Genomic DNA, 17804 nt, shown 5'->3' on the forward strand with positions numbered 1-17804 from the left:
CATTCTACAGCAGCCTTGTTTCTCGTCAAGCTGTTTTTGAAGAAGTTTTTCTTTCTTCTCAACCGCTTGCGCTTCCGATCAACCTAGCGTCTCTCGTCAGCGGGAGGCGAATCATACAGCGTTCAAAACCGCTGTCAACCACCTCTTTCAACCGCTCCCGATCAACCCGACCGAAGCCACTAACAGAGCCAAACCACCTCCCTGCCAGCCCGGCGCATTCTACTCGAATTCGCCATCCGTGCAAGCCTTGATTTTCGCTAACTTCTTGATTTACAAGAGGTTTCGCCAAAGGCCTGCGCCGGAGAAGGTGCGCATTATAGGCACTCAGATTCCCACGTCAACGGTTGTTTTTGTTTTTATTCGCTAACGGATCGCCATGCCATTTGGCATTGATTCCGACCAAGGCGCGCTCAACTGCCGGAACTCGCGCTGCAAGCAAAATCGCTGCGAGGGTGGCGTACAAGCTCCACTGGCCCGCGTCGGATCTCACAACCCAAAGCATGTGAAGCAATGCGACGACTAACGCCGGATAGACAATGCGGTGCAACTTCTTCCAGCGCTCACCGAGCTTGCGCATGCTCCAGCGCGTTGACGTCAGCGCGAGTGCTGACAGGCCTACCAGGGCGATAACCCCTAACGCTATATATGGGCGCTCAACCAACTCGGCAGCAAAATCGCCAAATTGCAAACCCAAGAGAAAGTATAGATAAGCAGCTAAATGAAGTACGGCGTAACCGAACGCCCAAAGTCCGACCTGCCTTCGAAACACAATCCAGCCGGACCAGCCAGTCAAAGACCTCAACGGCGTCATCGCCAGAGAACACAGCAGAAGAACCAAAGCGCCTTGGCCGAGATTATCAACTAGCACTTTGCCGGGATCCGGGCCCAGCGCGGCTACCGCGGCGAGATACAGCCAGTAGCACGGCACGCTAGCTATGGAACAGAAAAGCAACAACCTCCACCAGGGATAGCGCATCAATAGTGCTTTCTCAGATCCATCCCAGCGTATAAGTGTGCGACGTCCTCTTCGTAGCCGTTGAACATCTGGGTCTCGCGGACATTTGGGCTGAACAGGCTCCCCGGAAGCCGTCGCTCGCGTGCCTGTGACCAACGCGGGTGGGAGACCTTGGGATTAACGTTGGCGTAAAACCCGTATTCCTGCGGAGCCATAGATTCCCAGGTGGTCGCTGGCTGTTCACGAACGAAACTGATTCGAACGATCGATTTGATGCTTTTGAACCCGTACTTCCATGGCACTACGAGACGTAATGGCGCACCGTTCTGGTTTGGCAACACTCTCCCATACATCCCAACGGCTACCAAGCTCAGCGGGTGCATGGCCTCGTCCATTCTCAAGCCTTCAACATACGGCCAGTCGATCAGTGAAAAACCAGTACGCATACCAGGCATCTGTTCTGGACGAGCCAAGGTCTCAAAGCGAACATATTTAGCATCGGATGTCGGCTCCAGACGACTGATCAGATCAGCAAGCGGAACCCCTAGCCACGGTATGACCATCGACCAGGCTTCGACGCAACGTAAACGATAGATACGTTCCTCAAGCGCGGCGTTCTTAACAAGATCTTCAATCGAATATTTGCCCGGCTTCGCCAATTCTCCGTCGACCGTCACGAACCAAGGTTCCGTAACAAGCTGCGGCGCGTGACGCGCTGGATCACCCTTATCCGGGCCGAACTCATAGAAATTGTTGTAATGCGTAGCATCTTGATAGGGGGTAATGGCTTCGTTTTTTACCGTTACCGCTTTCCAATGTGCCTGTCGTAGCTTTTCGTCAAACCAAGCGGGCGAGTCCGCTGGTTCCACGCCCGCATAGCGCGCCGGGCTGGCTTCAGCTTCGGCTATAGCGGGCAGCCCTGCGGCTGCTATTGAGAAAGCCGCTCCCTGAACGAACTGACGACGGTTCAGATAGAGCGCTTCGGGGGTTATCTCTGATTCGAGACAATCACTGCGACGCGGCGTCTTGATAAGCATGATGTACTCCGCTGTCCGAGGCTGTATGAACAAGCACTAGACAGCGGATCATCTCAAAAATCAACTTTCTGCGCGCTTGCGGCGACGCATCAGGAACTGTACCGGTCCAGAAACGGAGTAGGCGAGGAAGATCAGAAGCAAGATACGCGGCGGATCACTGAACACCACGGCGAACACCAATACAACGACCAGTATCGCCACAAAGGGCACCCGCCCTTTCAGATCGAGATCCTTAAAACTGTAGTACTTGATGTTGCTGACCATCAGCAGGCCCGCGGCAGCTACCAGCAGCGCAAACAACATGATTACCGCCAAGGGCAGATCGAGACCGCGGATTCCCGGTTCGTCGAGCGCCCAAACCGCCCAGACCGATCCAGCCACAACCCCTGCAGCGGCAGGACTCGCCAGACCAATGAACCACTTCTTATCCACTTTGCCAATTTGGGTGTTGAAGCGCGCAAGCCTCAAGGCTGCGCAGGCAACGTAGATGAAGGCCACGGTCAACCCGACATTTCCGAGACTCGACAGCGCCCACTGGTAGGCGAGAACGGCCGGAGCTAGACCGAAAGCGACCATGTCCGACAGCGAATCATATTCCGCACCGAATGCGCTCTGGGTGTTGGTCAAGCGCGCGACTCGGCCATCCAGACTATCGAGCACCATCGCGACAAAGACCGTAGCAGCAGCGACGTAGAAGTTGCCATTGATAGCCGTGACAATGCAGAAAAAACCGGCAAACAGATTGGCCGTGGTGAAAAGGTTGGGGAGCAGATAGATGCCCCGATGGCGAACCTTGCGACCTTCGGCGTCCTGGCTCTCTTCGATATGCTCGTCGATCGGCAGAAGACTTTCCGTTTCGATGGATTTGTTCGGCTCTTCGGGATGCTCACTCATGCAAATTCACCTTACAGCAGGTTTGAATAATTTCGACAGGCCCTAGCACAACGGGTTCACCCTAGGCCAAACACCGGTTTATACCAGAGACACACAGCCAAAACGAAAAAACGCGGCCGAGGCCGCGTCCTTTCGAGCAATACCGATGATCAGTTCTTGCTCTTATCAACGATCTTGTTAGCAGCGATCCACGGCATCATGGAGCGAAGCTTCTCACCAACCACTTCGATGCCATGGGCCGCGTTGTTACGGCGATAAGCCGTCATCGATGGGTAGTTCGCAGCGCCTTCAGTGATGAACATCTTGGCGTACTCGCCGTCTTGAATGCGCTTCAGGGCATTACGCATCGCGGCGCGCGACTCGGCGTTGATGACCTCGGGGCCTGTTACGTACTCGCCATACTCGGCGTTATTGGAGATCGAGTAGTTCATGTTGGCGATTCCGCCTTCAAACATGAGGTCGACGATCAGCTTCAGCTCGTGCAAGCACTCGAAATAAGCCATTTCCGGCGCATATCCGGCTTCTACCAGTGTCTCGAAGCCAGCTTTGACCAACTCGACGCAACCGCCACACAGAACTGCCTGCTCGCCGAACAGATCGGTTTCGGTCTCGTCCTTGAAGGTGGTTTCGATAATGCCGGTACGACCGCCGCCGACACCCGATGCGTATGAAAGAGCGACGTTCTTGGCGTTACCGGAGGCGTCCTGGTAAATCGCGATCAGGTCAGGAATACCACCACCTTTAACGAACTCGGAGCGAACGGTATGACCCGGCGCTTTTGGTGCAATCATGATCACGTCAAGATCGGAACGCGGTACGACCTGGTTGTAATGAATGGAGAAGCCGTGGGCAAACGCCAGCGTGGCGCCCTTCTTCAGGTTCGGCTCGATCTCGTCACGGTACAGGCGGCCCTGGAACTCGTCGGGAGTCAGGATCATAACGACATCGGCAGCGGCAACGGCGGCAGCAACGTTATCGACTTTCAAACCATGGGCTTCGGCCTTAGCGACCGACGAGGAACCGGCACGCAGGCCAACGGTTACGTCTACGCCGGAATCTTTAAGATTGCATGCGTGGGCATGGCCCTGGGAGCCGTAGCCAATGACAGCGACTTTCTTGCCCTGAATGATGGAGAGGTCGCAATCTTTATCGTAAAAAACTTTCATGGAATTACCCCTGTTGCTGGCCGGTCGGGCCATTCGATAAGTCGTATTAGATGCTCAGCACTTTGTCGCCACGGGAAATACCCGTAACGCCACTGCGCACCACTTCCAGAATCGATGCCGTACCGATGGCCTGGATGAAACTGTCCAGCTTGTCGGTCGTGCCGGCCAGCTGGATGGTATAAACATTGGAGGTCACATCGACGATCTGCCCACGGAAGATGTCGGTGGTCCGCTTGACTTCGGCGCGCTGTGCGCCGGTTGCCTTCACCTTGATCAACATAAGCTCGCGCTCGATGTGAGCACTTTCGGACAGATCGACCAGCTTAACGACCTCTACCAACTTGTTGAGGTTCTTGGTGATCTGCTCGATTACCTCCTCGTGCCCCACCGTCGTCAGCGTCAGTCGAGAAAGCGTCGGGTCTTCGGTCGGGGCGACGGTCAGGCTTTCAATGTTGTAGTTACGCTGCGAGAACAGCCCGACCACACGCGACAAGGCACCTGGTTCGTTTTCCATCAGCAGAGAAATGATGTGTCTCATGATCAGGTCCGCTCCGTCTTGCTGAGCCACATGTCGCGCATGGCGCCGTCTTTGATCTGCATCGGGTAGACGTGCTCACTGGTATCGACAGCGATATCCAGGAACACCAGGCGATCCTTCAACGCGAAGGCTTCTTCCATCTTGGACTTCAGATCTTTCAGATCGGTGATGCGCATCCCCACATGCCCGTACGCCTCGACCAGCTTGACGAAATCGGGCAACGACTCCATGTAGGAGTGGGAGTAGCGACTGTTGTACTGCATGTCCTGCCACTGGCGAACCATGCCCAACGCACCGTTGTTGAGGTTGATGATCTTGACCGGCAGGTCGTACTGCAGGCAGGTCGACAGCTCCTGAATGTTCATCTGAATGCTGCCTTCACCCGTAACACAGGCGACGTCGGCTTCAGGGAAGTTCAGCTTTGCACCCATCGCGGCCGGAAAGCCGAAGCCCATGGTGCCGAGGCCACCAGAGTTCAACCAGCGATTCGGCTTATCGAACTTGTAGTACTGGCACGCAAACATCTGGTGCTGCCCGACGTCCGATGCCACATACGCATCACCCTTGGTCACTTCACACAGGGTTTCGATAACGGCCTGTGGCTTGATGATGGTGCCGTCACCCTTGTCGTATGGGAACAAGCCTCGGTTGCCGCGCCATTCCTCGATCTGCTTCCACCAGCTGGCAACAGTCTCGGCATTGGGTGCCTGGCCGATCTCCTTGACGATGGCAACCATTTCGGTGAGCACACTGTCGACCGGGCCAACGATCGGAATGTCGGCCTTGATGGTTTTGGAAATGGATGCCGGATCGATATCGATGTGGATGATTTTGGCGTTCGGGCAGAACTTCGTCGCACCGTTGATTACGCGGTCATCAAAGCGCGCGCCTACAGCCAGGATGACATCGGAATGATGCATTGCCAGGTTGGCCGTATAGCTACCGTGCATACCCAGCATGCCGACGAACTGCCGGTCGCTGCCCGGATAGCAGCCCAAGCCCATGAGGGTATTGGTAACCGGCAGATTGAGCATCTTGGCAAGCTCAGTGAGTTGCGAAGATGCATCACCCATGATCACGCCGCCACCGGCGTAAATGATCGGACGCTTGGCAGCCAGCAGAAGCTCTGCCGCTTTGCGAATCTGACCAGAATGCCCACGAACGGCCGGGCTGTATGAACGCAGCTTGGCTTTCTTCGGATAGACGTATTCGAACTTCTCGGCGGGATTGGTCATGTCTTTCGGAATGTCGACAACGACAGGACCGGGACGACCGGATTGCGCCAGGTAGAACGCTTTTTTCATCACTTCGGGAATTTCCGAAGGATGTTTGATCATGAAGCTGTGCTTAACGATGGGGCGGGAAATACCGATCATGTCGGTTTCCTGGAAAGCATCAGTGCCCACCATATTGCTGGCAACCTGCCCCGAGATGACCACCATCGGGATCGAGTCCATATAAGCGGTGGCAATACCGGTGATGGCATTGGTCGCGCCAGGGCCGGAGGTGACTAGCACTACACCCGCCTTGCCGGTGGCACGCGCATAGCCGTCGGCCATGTGAGTAGCAGCCTGCTCATGACGAACAAGGATATGCGTAACTTCCTTTTCCTTGAACAGCGCATCATAGATGTGCAGCAAGGCGCCGCCCGGATAGCCGTAGATGTACTTAACGCCTTCGTCGCGCAAGAAGCGGACGACCATTTCAGCGCCGGATAAAAGTTCCACGTTATTCACCTCTAGAACGCCAGATAGCCGCTCCGCGTCGGACCGGCCAGAATTAGGTTTACTACTAAGCAGTGCATGAGCGACGGTGGTCGCCGACTACGTCAGCTACTGTCAAAGCGAGTACTAGGGAAGCCCCAAAGTGTTGCGGGGCGCCCCTCCCAGCGCGAGGTAACGCGTTGCGGATGTTGCAGGTCGGCGCGGGTATGCACCTCATGATTGAGCGAAAGGCTCGCTTGCGGCGGCCTCTCAGAACAGCAAGCATGGAATTGTTCGGATTAGGCTTGGTCAAGTCAAGTCCGCTGTTGCCCTTCGGCTGCATTCAGCTGTGATCCAGCGCAGAATGAAGCCCCCTGCCTTTTGCGTATAGTACCGGCTTGGTTTTGCATCCACTGAAGGGAAAAGCATGCGTTTGACCATTCTCGCAGGCGGCCTGCTGCTTGCACTGAGCAGCAGCATCATGGCCGGCCAGGTTTACAAGTGGGTCGACGCCAAAGGCGTTACGCATTTTGGAGCACAGCCGCCCCAAGGCATGCCGGCCGAAACGCTTAATACGGCCATCGCCCCGCCAAAGCCAGCCGTGGCCGAAGGCAACGCACCGGAATACTCAGGCGAGTCCGAACAGCGCGACATTGACCGCAAGGTGAAGCAACAGGTTGCAGAGCAGGAAGCCGAGCGGCAACGTTATTGCACTACCCTGCGCACCAATCTGGCACAACTGCAAAACAACCCGCGCGTGCGCGTAGAAGAAGACGGCGGCACTCGGCGCCTGAATGAAGAAGAACGCCAGGCGCGTATTGGCGAAACCCAGCAGAAGATCGCCGACAGCTGTAACTGAACGCAGCGGACAACGCCTGCCTATAAAGGCCGGCGTTGCTTAGCCTTCGCCCCCACTGATTAGGAGATCGAAGGTTTCAAGCGCTTCAAACAGCCCACCCACGCGCTGCGGCTGATCTTGATAAACCATTTCAGCCATCGCCAAAATTCCCGACACGGCTGGCAATGGCTGACCGTGCTCCAGAATGTGCTTCATTCGCGGCAGAAAAATCCACTGCAACCACTGATCGAACGCCAGTGTATCGACGCAGAACGGCTCCTGACTGGCAAGCGCTTCAGGCGCAGGCGGCGACGACGCCCAAACCCCAAGTAACCGAAGCTCGCGCTCAATCAGTAGCAACTGGTCTGCCAACGCCGGCACTCGACTATCCATCACATCGAAACCTTGGCCCGCTCGCGCGCCTGCGCAGCGCCTGCAGCATTTCCCTGACGCTCACGCGCCTGCGCGATCAGCTCCCAGAGGCTTGCCTGCAGGGCTGGCCGGTCGCTCGCATAGCTCAGCCCACGCCGAGACAGTTGTTCTGCCTGAATGGCATCCCCTTGCGCCAGACGGACCTGAGCCAACCGATAGAGCACCTGTGGTTCGCGCGGGGCGATTCGCTGAGCCCGCTCGAGACTGGACGCAGCTCCGTTCAGGTCACCTCCTCCCTGTTGTTGCTGCGCAGTGGTAAGCAACGCCAGCACCGGCCCATCGAGCTGTTCATCAGCTGACAAGGTTCCACTGCTTGACGGGATTCCGCTAGGCATTGGCGGTCGCTGGACCGGGGCGGGCATTGGCGCGGACTGAGCGGGCGGGGTCCACTGTCCAGTCCCACCGGCAGGCGCTTGCGCAGATCCCCCAGAGAAAGCGACATCAGGCGCGCCATAGGTTTGCAATGGCTCGGAGCTTTGCTGGGGCACCATGACCATAACGCCCGAGTCTGCAGGCGCAGATTGCCCACTGGTAACCGGTGCGTTAGCACGGCGGCTGGGCTGACGCGCGGAAACCTCCTCCGATACCGGCGCCCCCGAATCGACGACGGGTATCGCGCCGCGCTTGACCGATGCGCAGCCCGGCAGCAGTGCCGCCGCCAACAATACGATCATCCATTGCTTGTTCACAGTTCAGACCTCTTGATAAACCAACCGGCCAGCCGCCACCTATGGCAACCAGCCACGAACCCAATCCATAACCGATTCAGCCGGGGCCTGGATTCCGCAGCCAGGACCCGGAGCAGGCTCGCTTCCGCGGATATAAGGCATCTGTACGGCGCCCGGGCAATTTTCCAGCGTCCCCTCTCCGGTCCGTGCATCGACCCAGGCCATGGACACATTATCCGGCACGGGCATCTGCAGCGGTAATGGGTCGGCACGACGCATGAAGTCCGCCCATACCTGCAACGCGCCTGTGGCACCGGTTAACGAAGTTTTGCCGTTGTCATCGCGCCCCAACCAGACCACTGCGAGCAGATCCTGACTGAAGCCTGCAAACCAGCTGTCACGTGAATCGTTGGTGGTACCGGTCTTGCCTGCCAGTGCCAGCGATTTAGGAACCTGATTGTAGACAGAACGCCCAGTCCCCTCGACCATCGTTCGCTGCATGGCATATTGGGTCAGGTAAATAGCGCCAGGATCGAATCGCTGTTCGATCTTGAACGGATAGCGGCTAAGGGGTTCGCCATCGGCCGCAACGACACTGCGGATGGCCCGCAACGGAGTATTGAAGCCGCCACTGGCGATCGTCTGGTAGACGCCGGCGACTTCGATAGGGCGCAATCCGCCCGCCCCCAGCAACATCGACGGATAAGCCGGCCAATCGGGCGAAGCGCCCAAGCGCGCCAGCGTCTTTAGCACATGCGGCACGCCTAGATCCAAACCAAGCCGCGCGGTCGACAGGTTGTAGGAATTCGCCAGGGCCTGATAGAGGTAGACCGTGCCATGAGCGGAACGCCCGTAATTCTGCGGCTTCCAAACCTTGCCGTCGGTACCTTTAACCGAAAACGGCTCATCCTCAAGCAGGCTGGTCAAGGTGTATTGGCTGGGCTTTTCAAGGGCAGCAAGATAGATCGCCGGCTTGATCAGCGACCCAATTGGCCGCGATGCATCCAGCGCCCGGTTGAAGCCGGCAAAGCCTGGATGACGACTGCCCAGCATGGCCTGCAGCTCGCCGGTTTCCGGGTTGGTGACCAGCATCGCGCCTTCTACGCCTTCGGCTGCCTTGCCCAGACGCTTCAGCGTATCGGTCATGGCCTTTTCAGCCTTGGATTGAATGATCGGATCAAAGCTGGTGAAAACCCTCAGCCCTTCCTCAGTGAGGTCTTCGTCGCGATAGTCCTCTCGCAACTGCCGCTTTACCAAATCGAGAAACGCCGGGTATGAGCTGTCGGCCAGACTGCCACGCTGCGTCACGCCGAGCGGCGCCTGCCTCGCCTGAGCAGCTTCCTCGGGACTGACCACCTGCTGCTCAGCCAGCAGATCGATGATCAGATTGCGTCGTTCCATGGCGCGCTCAGGATGACGGCGAGGGTTGTAGTAGGTCGGCCCCTTGACCATGCCGACCAACAGGGCCACGTGCTGCAGTTTTAGCTCTGCGAGTGGCCGTCCAAAGAAGTACTGGCTTGCCAAACCGAAGCCATGAATGGCGCGACGACCGTCCTGACCAAGAAAGACCTCGTTCAGATAGGCCTCGAGAATCTCCGGCTTGTCGTAGTGGAGTTCAAGCAGCACCGCCATCATGGCTTCGGTAGCCTTGCGGCTGAGACTGCGCTCGTTGGTGAGATAGAAATTCTTCACCAATTGCTGCGTCAGTGTGCTGCCTCCCTGACGCACCTCCCCGGCGGTAAGGTTGACCCATACGGCACGCGCAATGGACTTAGGCGACACGCCAAAATGATCAAAGAACTCCCGATCTTCGACCGCGACCAGTGTTTCCACCAGATACGGCGGCACTTGATCGAGCTTGATCAGAATCCGGTCTTCGTTGTGCGCAGGGTAAAGCCCACCCACGACCAATGGCTCCAGCCGCGCCACCGGCAGCTCGCCGCCGTCCATGCGTGCCAGTCCCGCAACGAAGTCCCCGGAAAAACGCACCCGGATACGCTGAGACTCTTCTGCGCCCTCATAAAAGCGGAAGCCTCGTGTATGCATTTCAACCGCGTTACTGGCGACCGAAACAGTTCCTGGCCCACTCACCGATTTTTCTCGGCGGTAGCCCAACGCATCGACCTCGGTGAGAAAGTCATCCTTATCGAGTTTTTGCCCGACAAACAATTCCAGCGGCCGGGCATAGACCGTCGCAGGAATCGTCCAGCGCTTGCCAGAGAATTTCTCCTGCACCACGGCATCGAGATACACCGCAACACCGGCCAGCAGCACCAGCGCAACGATGGAAAGTTTGATAATCCAGCCTAGCCATGGGCGAGAGGCACCGGAACGGCGTCTGGAGCGGGAACGAGACGAGCGTGATTTAGTCATGGCGGCGCATTATACGCACTTTGATTTGCGCCGAAGACGGCCTCTTGGCGGTTTGCACGCTTACCGTGGATGGACATAATGGAGCGTTTCCGACTGTGTGAACTGTCTCCCAAGTGCTCACACACCCGTCCAACAAACCTACAAGGAGTGACCGTGAGCCAAGCACTGATTGCTGCACTGCAGAATCCAGCCCTGTACCCTCACCCGGTCGACGGCTTCAAAGTCATCGAGACCCATATTTCCTGGGTCATCCTTACCGGAACGTACGCCTACAAGATGAAGAAACCGGTTGATTTCGGCTTCCTCAATTTCACCGACCTCTCGGCTCGCAAACATTACTGCGAGGAAGAGTTGCGCCTGAACCAGCGCATGGCGCCAGAACTGTATCTTCAGGTCCTGCCTGTCACCGGCAGCGTCGAGCAACCGGAGATCGGCGGGAATGGCGAGCCAATCGAATACCTGTTGCAGATGCGCGAGTTTCCACAAACGCAACTGATGGCAGAGGTACAGGCCCGGGGTGAGCTGACGGACAATCACATCGACGCCCTCGCCAAGCAAATCGCCGAGTTCCACCTGAGCATCCCTCAGGTGGCTGCGGATCATGCGCTGAACAGCGCCGATGGGATCGTCGCGCCGATGCGGCAGAACTTCGAACAGATTCGTCCGTTGCTCACCGAACAAGCAGACCTGCAGCAACTCGACGCCCTGCTGGACTGGACCGAAACCAGCATCGCCCGCCTGCAGCCCTTGCTCGAGCAGCGCAGCCAGCAAGGTTTCATCCGCGAATGCCACGGCGACCTGCATTTGGGCAACGCTACGATCATCGAAGACAAGGTAGTGCTGTTCGACTGCATCGAATTCAACGAGCCATTTCGCCTGATCGACATCGCTTCCGACGCAGCTTTTCTGGCGATGGACCTGGAAGATCGTGGTTTGAAGTGTCAGGCACGGCGCTTTATCAACGGCTGGCTGGAACGCACCGGAGACTATGCCGCGCTGCAGTTGCTCAACCTCTATAAGGCGTATCGCGCGCTTGTTCGGGCCAAGGTAAGCCTGTTCCGATTGCATCAGGAAGAAGACGCCGTTCAGCGCCGGATCGTCCTGCGCCAGCATCGCAGCTACGCCAATCTGGCCGAAAGTTATAGCGCCATTCCATCCCGCTTCCTTGCCATCACCCACGGCGTATCGGCGGTCGGCAAGAGCCAGGTTGCGCTGCGCCTGGTCGAGGCTCTGGGAGCGATCAGGATTCGTTCGGATGTTGAACGCAAACGACTCTATGGCCAGCAGCCAGAGTCACAGGCTTCTGAGCTAAACGCCGGCATTTACGATGCCGAGGCCGGCGATGCGACCTATCAGCGACTGCACTCGCTGGCTGAGAACGCGCTTAGCGCAGGCTTCTCGGTGGTGATCGACGCCACCTATCTCAGACATCAGTATCGCCAAGCCGCCTGGCAGGTCGCAGAGTCGACCGGTGTGCCCTTTATAATTCTCAGCTGCGAGGCGCCTGACGCAGTCATCGAACAGTGGCTCACCCAGCGCCAGGCTGAGGGTGGCGATCCGTCCGATGCCACACTGGCCGTAATCAAAGCACAACAGTCTTCTCGCGAGTCGCTGAGCGAGAGCGAGCAATTGCTCAACCGGCAGATCAGCACACCCGAGGCGGGAAGCCTCGACGCCTTGGTCAGTGACATTCGTCAACGCCTGCCGGGCCTCTGACAACCGGGCTGACTGACATCTGTACAGAAAAGTGTCATCCAGGCACCGCTGAGGGCAGAACCCGGCGGTGCTTCTATACTTGTACAGGTCTGTCAGCGGAAGTCGGCCATGCCTCACAGTGTTCTGCCTTTGACGCCGCTGGACCGTTGCCATGGGTGACAGCGTCCAGCTCTTTTCAATTCGTTCTGACGATTACGCGCAGTTCCGCCCAGCGTATCCCAACAGTCTATTCAATTGGCTCGCCGAACAGTGCTCGACGCCCCGCTGCGCGATTGACGTTGCGTCGGGCACGGGTCAGGCCGCGCGCGCACTAGCAAGCCATTTCGACCGAGTGGTGGCATGCGACGCCAGCATTGAGCAACTGACCGGCACTGCCGACTGGCGATCTGCGGAGCGATTTGCTGCGCAAGCCGAGCGCCTACCGCTGCGCGATGGTGTGGCCGACGTGATGGTGGTCGCACAAGCTTTGCACTGGTTCGCTACGCCGGCCTTCTTTGCCGAAGCAAAGCGGGTTTTGTCAACAGACGGTCTGTTCTGCGCCTGGTGCTACAGCTTGCTTCATATCGAACCGTCGCTGGATGCGCTGATCGGGCAGCTGCATAGCGATACGCTTAGCGGTTACTGGCCCCAGGGACGCGCCAGCGTCGATGCCGGCTACCGAGACATTCAGGTGCCATTCGAAACTTTTCAACCTCCGGCATTCGCTATCGAAATCCACTGGAGCCTGCGACAGCTACTGGGCTATCTGCGTACTTGGTCGGCAGTGAAGCGGTGGCAGCAGACCCACGACCAAGACCCAGTCACTGAACTGGAATCTGAGTTCAAGCGCCTGTGGGGGAACCCAGAACGCGTACGCCGGGTTCGCTGGCCGCTTCATTTCCTCGCCGGCTACCCAGGCCGATAGGAGCAATCATGCACGACGAGCTGTTGACCTTGAGGAATCTCGGCAAAACATCCGCGCAGTGGCTGCACGCCTCAGGCATCCACACGGCCGATGATCTGCGTCGGCTCGGCGCGGTCAGCGCTTACAGTGCGGTTAAATCCAGAGGCTTCAGCGCATCAAGAGTGCTGCTATACGCCATCGAAGGCGCATTGCGTGACGTCAACTGGAAGGAACTGCCGGACACCCTGAAGACCGAGCTGAACCAGCACCTGGCCCGGCACGATTACCGAGACAAGAGCTAGCTCACAATGCGCGCCGGACGAGATTTACTCTCGTCCGGCGCGGCCTTATGGTGAGCGCGCGCATCGCTCCAACTCAGTGAGCCCGCTTGTCCAAGGATTGCCGACATGTATCTACTCGGGGAACAACCGGCCTATGCCGATCAACTGATCAACCGCTTGCAGGGGATCCCCGCGCAACTGCTCGAAGGCCTCGCCCCCTCAGCACCTACTATCGAGATCAAGGGTTCCAACGACCTGGCGCAGGATCTACCCGAGCAGCACCTGTTCATCATCGACAGCGGGCTGCTGCATGCACTGGTCGATGAAAGACCGCTGTTTTACATGCAGGAAGGCGACCTGCTTGGGCTGCGTCAAGGAATGGAACTGCCGCTTTGTCGTTACCGCAGCGAGGAAGCGATTCGCCTGATTCCCTATTCGCGCAGCGAGGTGTTTCGCCACATTCATACCGACCAGCGTCGTCAGGAACTTTATACCCAGTACCTGATTGGGCAGACGGCGCTGTTGTCAGACGCATTGGCGCGCCTTAAGCAACCCGAGATCCACCCCACAACCGGTTTCCAGCATTTTGCCGCGGGCGACGAGTTGATTCGCCAGGGGGACGATGCGGACAACGTGTTCATCATCATCGATGGCCACGCCGAGGCTTTTGTAGATGGCCAGAAGGTTGGCGACGTGCAGCGTGACGAGATTTTCGGGGCGATGGCCGTCTTCACTCAAGAGAAGCGCAGCGCGACCGTCGTCGCCACCGCCGCCTGTACCGTCATGCTTATTCCCAAGGATCAGTTTCTCGGCTTGATGCAGAGCAACCCCAAGATTGCCCACAGCCTGATAGAAAGCATGGCCAGGCGCATCGACTTGCTGAATAAAGAGGTCACCCAGCTGCGCATGCCCCTTTCTGCCTAGCGCCAAGAGACCCCGACGAAAGCCGAGAAGATTTTATTTGAATTCCCCTATTGACCAATGAATGAGAATTGTTATTATTAGCACCACTGGTCGCAAGATCAGCCGGTAAGCTGAAAGAACGGGCAGTCGGACTTTCAGGTTATCTCCTCATCAGGCTAATCACGGTTTTGACCCGGCTCTTGCCGGGTCTTTTTTTGTCCGCGCAAAAACATTGGCTCCGCGTAAGCGTTATGCCAACTACTCGGTCGCTTTCTGAAGTCCGGCACAATGGTCCTGCTGCGGCTGAGCGGGGGTATACCAGACGAAATCTGCATGACCGGCGCGAACCACATCCTCCACCTCCGCAAGTATCAGTACACGGGTGGTCACTCGACCGTCATGGCTCTCAAGATGCAGCGGCACGCCGAGATCTCGCCGGACGTGAAAAGCACCGGCCAACAACATCGCCGGCTTCGGCGCAGCATCCAGCTGGTCAGCCATTCGCTGGTCGCGCTGCTGCTGCACCGCCAGCATGGCAGGCAGCTGCGTCTCGGGCAGCATGCCGCAATGTGAAATCCGAATCTGCTCAAGCAAGGTCCGCTGCACCTCATTGTCAGCGGACGCACCGGTCAGCGTGGGTATACGGCGATAGACCCGCATGATCTCCGCTCTGTCGAGATTGGCCGACATCAACGGATACGGCTGCGCCAGCGCATGCCTGACCACCGGTGCGTACTGCTTCCAGTCCCAGCCGTTTTGCCAGTCCAGCGCAGCCGCCAGATCCGCCGGCCATTTCCCGCGGTCAATCAATGCCTTCACCTGCACAACATCATCCTGCTGATCCGGATTCAGCATTTCCAGCAACAGGCTGCCCTGACCCCGATGCTGCGCCAACGCCTGAAGAAGCCAGAGCTGCAGAGCATGATGGTCCGGGTTGTCATGTCGCTCTCCAACCAATACCTGATCGACCTTGGCCAGCTCGTCAATCAACCGTTTCGGCGAGATATGCTCGCCGCTTCGCAAATCGACAATCCGCCCCAGATCGGGATGTTCACGCCCCTCCGGGCTTTGCCAGGTCGGCAAGAGCGGCTGCGATTGGCAGGCAGTGAGCAGAAGCATGACGAGGAGCAATAGCAATCGCATGGGGTAATCCTCAGCGGGCAATAACTAGCGGATGGCCTCGTTCCGGGTGTCGCTGGATCAGCACATCGAGACCGAACACCGACTTCAGCGGGGCGGCCTGCAACACCTGCTCGGGCGTACCGCTCAGTTGCACATGTCCGTCAGCCATCAACAACAGGCGATCGCAGTAGCGCGCCGCAAGATTGAGATCATGCAGGATAACCAGTACCGCGCCGCCCAGCTCGGCAAACTGGCGAATCGCGTGCAAGGTGCTGTGCTGATGCTGCGGATCGAGCATGGCTGTAGGCTCGTCGAGCAACAGTACCTGCCCGGTACGACCAGGCCAGAGCTGGGCGAACACCCGAGCGAGGTGCACGCGCTGCTGCTCGCCTCCGGACAGTGACAAGTAGCTCCGCTGCGCCAGATGCTGCGCATCTGCCGCACGAAGCGCAGCCGCCACGATCGTCCGGTCGGCTTCAAAACCCGTGTCATGGGGTAAACGCCCCAGGCCAACCACTTCATCGACACGAAAACCAAAACTCAAGGTTGAGCTCTGCGGCAGTACTGCCAGGCAACGGGCGCGCTCGGGGCCATGCCAGTCGTGCAAAGGCTTCTGATGCAGCAGCACCTCGCCAGCGTTGAGAGGCAGCTCTCCACTCATCGCGCCAACCAAAGTGCTTTTACCTGCACCGTTTGGCCCCAGCACCCCTAGGACCTCGCCCTGTTCAAGCCTGACGTCAACGTCAACAAGAACGTTGGATGCTCCTCGCCGAACGCAGCCCCCCTGCAAACTGAGCATCAGTGAGGCTGCCGCAATAGCAGATAGAGAAAGAAAGGCGCACCCAGCAGCGCAGTGACAATCCCGATCGGCAGCTCCGCAGGCGCCAGCATAAGCCGAGCAAGAAGATCGGCAAGGAGCAGCAGACTGCCCCCTGCCAACGCCGAAGCCGGTAACAGCAATCGGTGGTCGGGGCCAATCAGCAGCCTGACAAGATGGGGAACCACCAAACCAACAAACCCGATCATTCCTGCCGCCGCTACCGCTGCGCCGACGCTGAGTGCCGTGCAGAACACCAGCTCGCGCTTGAGGCGCTCGACATCAAAGCCCAGATGACGCGCCTCCGACTCACCCAACAAAAGAGCGTTTAGCGCCCGCGCCCGGCGAGGTAGCCAGAATGCCACGGCCGCTGTCACCAGCAAGAGTGGCCAGAGCCGTGCGTAGCTTGCGCCGTTAAGGCTGCCCAGATTCCAGAAGGTCAAGGTACGTAACGCATTGTCGTCAGCTACATAGGTGAAAAGCCCAATCACTGCGCCCGCCAGAGCAGTCAGCGCAATACCGGCGAGCAGCATCGTCGCGACATGGGTACGCCCATCCCGCCGACCGAGGCGATAAACCATCCAAGTGACACCTAGGCCACCGAGAAATGCGCTGACCGACAACAGATAGGGCTCCAGCAAGGGAGAGATCCCGCCGACCAGCTCACCCCCGACGATGGTGGCCGCGGCGCCTAGCGCGGCACCGCTTGAAACACCGACCAACCCGGGGTCGGCCAGTGGATTACGAAATAAACCCTGCATGGCGACGCCGGACAACGCCAGCACCGCGCCCACGCTCAAGCCAAGCAAGGCGCGTGGCAATCTGATCTGCCCTAGGATCAGCACAGCCTGGTCGGCGCCCTCATCTCCCGTCGATAAGCCAAACAGCTGCAATAGAGCTTGCAGGATGTCCACCAGCGGCAGATGGACCGGTCCAAGCGCCAGCGACAACCAGAAAGCGATCAGCCACACGAGGCCCAGCGAAAAAAACAAAGGGCGTGCAGATAGCACTGGGCTCATCAAAAGTTTCGCCAGTTGAGGTTCGAGCCGAAGGATAAAAGCCAGCCACTCACTCCGCCAGCGCTATCAGCTGTTCGCCACCCCTGTCGCAACCGATTGGGTGATAATCCTTCGCAAATCAGGAGGGCCCGATGATTCGATTGTGTGAGACCACAGACGTGATGGAGGGGCAAAGCAAGGGTTTCGAACGAGAAGGACAGCGCCTGCTGGCGATTCGCAAGGATGGGACGCTATATGTCTACAAGAACCGTTGCCCACATCGCGGAATCCCGCTGGAGTGGCTGCCAGACCAGTTTCTTGACAGCAGCGGCAGCCTCATCCAATGCGCGACCCACGGCGCGCTGTTTCTTATCGATAGCGGCGAGTGCGTCGCTGGCCCCTGCGCTGGACAAGCACTGCAGGCACTGCCGTACGTCGAGCAAAACGGCACCATCTGGTTACAGAACGTGCGCTAGTGCG

Annotated in this window: 18 protein-coding genes; 6 read left to right on the plus strand and 12 right to left on the minus strand. The window is 58.1% G+C overall.

The features are described 5' to 3' along the window. Positions 1-337: 337 nt before the first annotated feature. The 6 genes from msrQ to CXK96_RS12575 form a co-directional block, all read right to left on the minus strand. Entirely contained in the window at positions 338-976 is a 639-nt protein-coding gene (gene msrQ, locus CXK96_RS12550) for a protein-methionine-sulfoxide reductase heme-binding subunit MsrQ (RefSeq protein ID WP_102836793.1), read from the minus strand. After that, a complete protein-coding gene (msrP, locus tag CXK96_RS12555) occupies positions 976-1992 on the minus strand; it encodes a protein-methionine-sulfoxide reductase catalytic subunit MsrP (protein ID WP_102836794.1) in 1017 nt (338 codons plus the stop codon). The genes msrQ and msrP overlap by 1 nt, the downstream gene beginning before the upstream one ends. Before the next feature lie 60 nt (positions 1993-2052). Continuing rightward, a complete protein-coding gene (gene pssA, locus CXK96_RS12560) occupies positions 2053-2886 on the minus strand; it encodes a CDP-diacylglycerol--serine O-phosphatidyltransferase (protein WP_102836795.1) in 834 nt (277 codons plus the stop codon). Positions 2887-3035: 149 nt separating this feature from the next. Continuing rightward, positions 3036-4052, minus strand: a complete 1017-nt coding sequence (gene ilvC / locus CXK96_RS12565; protein ID WP_102836796.1) for a ketol-acid reductoisomerase — start codon at positions 4050-4052, stop codon at positions 3036-3038. A gap of 46 nt (positions 4053-4098) precedes the next feature. Beyond that, positions 4099-4590: an acetolactate synthase small subunit gene (gene ilvN, locus CXK96_RS12570; protein WP_073298694.1), complete on the minus strand. Its 492-nt coding sequence runs from the start codon at positions 4588-4590 to the stop codon at positions 4099-4101. 2 nt (positions 4591-4592) lie between these two features. Then, complete coding sequence (locus CXK96_RS12575) at positions 4593-6317, minus strand: acetolactate synthase 3 large subunit (protein WP_102836797.1); 1725 nt, start codon at positions 6315-6317, stop codon at positions 4593-4595. Positions 6318-6720: 403 nt separating this feature from the next. On the opposite strand from CXK96_RS12575, the gene CXK96_RS12580 reads away from it, so the two are divergent. Then, positions 6721-7152, plus strand: coding sequence for a DUF4124 domain-containing protein (locus tag CXK96_RS12580; protein WP_102836798.1), 432 nt, complete (start codon positions 6721-6723; stop codon positions 7150-7152). Between the two features lie 39 nt (positions 7153-7191). Here the strand turns inward: CXK96_RS12580 and CXK96_RS12585 are convergent, their stop codons facing one another. From CXK96_RS12585 to mrcB, 3 genes are read right to left on the minus strand one after another with little or no spacing between them, the layout of a single operon-like run. Further along, positions 7192-7524 (minus strand): YqcC family protein, encoded by a 333-nt coding sequence (locus CXK96_RS12585; protein ID WP_102836799.1) that lies wholly within the window; start codon positions 7522-7524, stop codon positions 7192-7194. Continuing rightward, complete coding sequence (locus tag CXK96_RS12590; RefSeq protein ID WP_102837052.1) at positions 7524-8237, minus strand: hypothetical protein; 714 nt, start codon at positions 8235-8237, stop codon at positions 7524-7526. The genes CXK96_RS12585 and CXK96_RS12590 overlap by 1 nt, the downstream gene beginning before the upstream one ends. Before the next feature lie 54 nt (positions 8238-8291). Further along, a complete protein-coding gene (gene mrcB / locus CXK96_RS12595; protein WP_102836800.1) occupies positions 8292-10604 on the minus strand; it encodes a penicillin-binding protein 1B in 2313 nt (770 codons plus the stop codon). 153 nt (positions 10605-10757) lie between these two features. On the opposite strand from mrcB, the gene CXK96_RS12600 reads away from it, so the two are divergent. The 4 genes from CXK96_RS12600 (at position 10758) to CXK96_RS12615 (ending at position 14408) form a co-directional block, all read left to right on the plus strand. Further along, positions 10758-12320 (plus strand): bifunctional aminoglycoside phosphotransferase/ATP-binding protein, encoded by a 1563-nt coding sequence (locus tag CXK96_RS12600; protein WP_102836801.1) that lies wholly within the window; start codon positions 10758-10760, stop codon positions 12318-12320. A 151-nt stretch (positions 12321-12471) separates the two neighbouring features. Further along, positions 12472-13224, plus strand: coding sequence for a class I SAM-dependent methyltransferase (locus CXK96_RS12605; protein ID WP_102836802.1), 753 nt, complete (start codon positions 12472-12474; stop codon positions 13222-13224). A gap of 8 nt (positions 13225-13232) precedes the next feature. Further along, entirely contained in the window at positions 13233-13505 is a 273-nt protein-coding gene (locus tag CXK96_RS12610; protein ID WP_102836803.1) for a TfoX/Sxy family protein, read from the plus strand. Between the two features lie 105 nt (positions 13506-13610). Beyond that, positions 13611-14408, plus strand: a complete 798-nt coding sequence (locus tag CXK96_RS12615) for a cyclic nucleotide-binding domain-containing protein (protein ID WP_102836804.1) — start codon at positions 13611-13613, stop codon at positions 14406-14408. Between the two features lie 237 nt (positions 14409-14645). Here CXK96_RS12615 and CXK96_RS12620 read toward each other — a convergent pair whose 3' ends face one another. Genes CXK96_RS12620 through CXK96_RS12630 form a run of 3 tightly spaced genes read right to left on the minus strand, consistent with a single transcriptional unit; the run spans position 14646 to position 17345 of the window. Continuing rightward, positions 14646-15530, minus strand: a complete 885-nt coding sequence (locus CXK96_RS12620) for a ChaN family lipoprotein (RefSeq protein WP_102836805.1) — start codon at positions 15528-15530, stop codon at positions 14646-14648. Positions 15531-15540: 10 nt separating this feature from the next. After that, positions 15541-16308 carry a heme ABC transporter ATP-binding protein gene (locus CXK96_RS12625; protein WP_102836806.1) on the minus strand — a complete coding sequence of 256 codons (768 nt, stop codon included), beginning with the start codon at positions 16306-16308 and terminating at the stop codon, positions 15541-15543. Next, complete coding sequence (locus tag CXK96_RS12630; RefSeq protein WP_102836807.1) at positions 16308-17345, minus strand: FecCD family ABC transporter permease; 1038 nt, start codon at positions 17343-17345, stop codon at positions 16308-16310. Before CXK96_RS12630 ends, CXK96_RS12625 begins: the two co-directional genes overlap by 1 nt. Positions 17346-17476: 131 nt before the next feature. Here CXK96_RS12630 and CXK96_RS12635 point away from each other — a divergent pair, with 131 nt between their 5' ends. Then, complete coding sequence (locus CXK96_RS12635; RefSeq protein ID WP_102836808.1) at positions 17477-17800, plus strand: Rieske (2Fe-2S) protein; 324 nt, start codon at positions 17477-17479, stop codon at positions 17798-17800. The last annotated feature ends 4 nt before the right edge of the window (positions 17801-17804 follow it).

The sequence above is a fragment of the Stutzerimonas stutzeri genome, from assembly GCF_002890895.1.
Classification (GTDB): Bacteria; Pseudomonadota; Gammaproteobacteria; order Pseudomonadales; family Pseudomonadaceae; genus Stutzerimonas; species Stutzerimonas stutzeri_AB.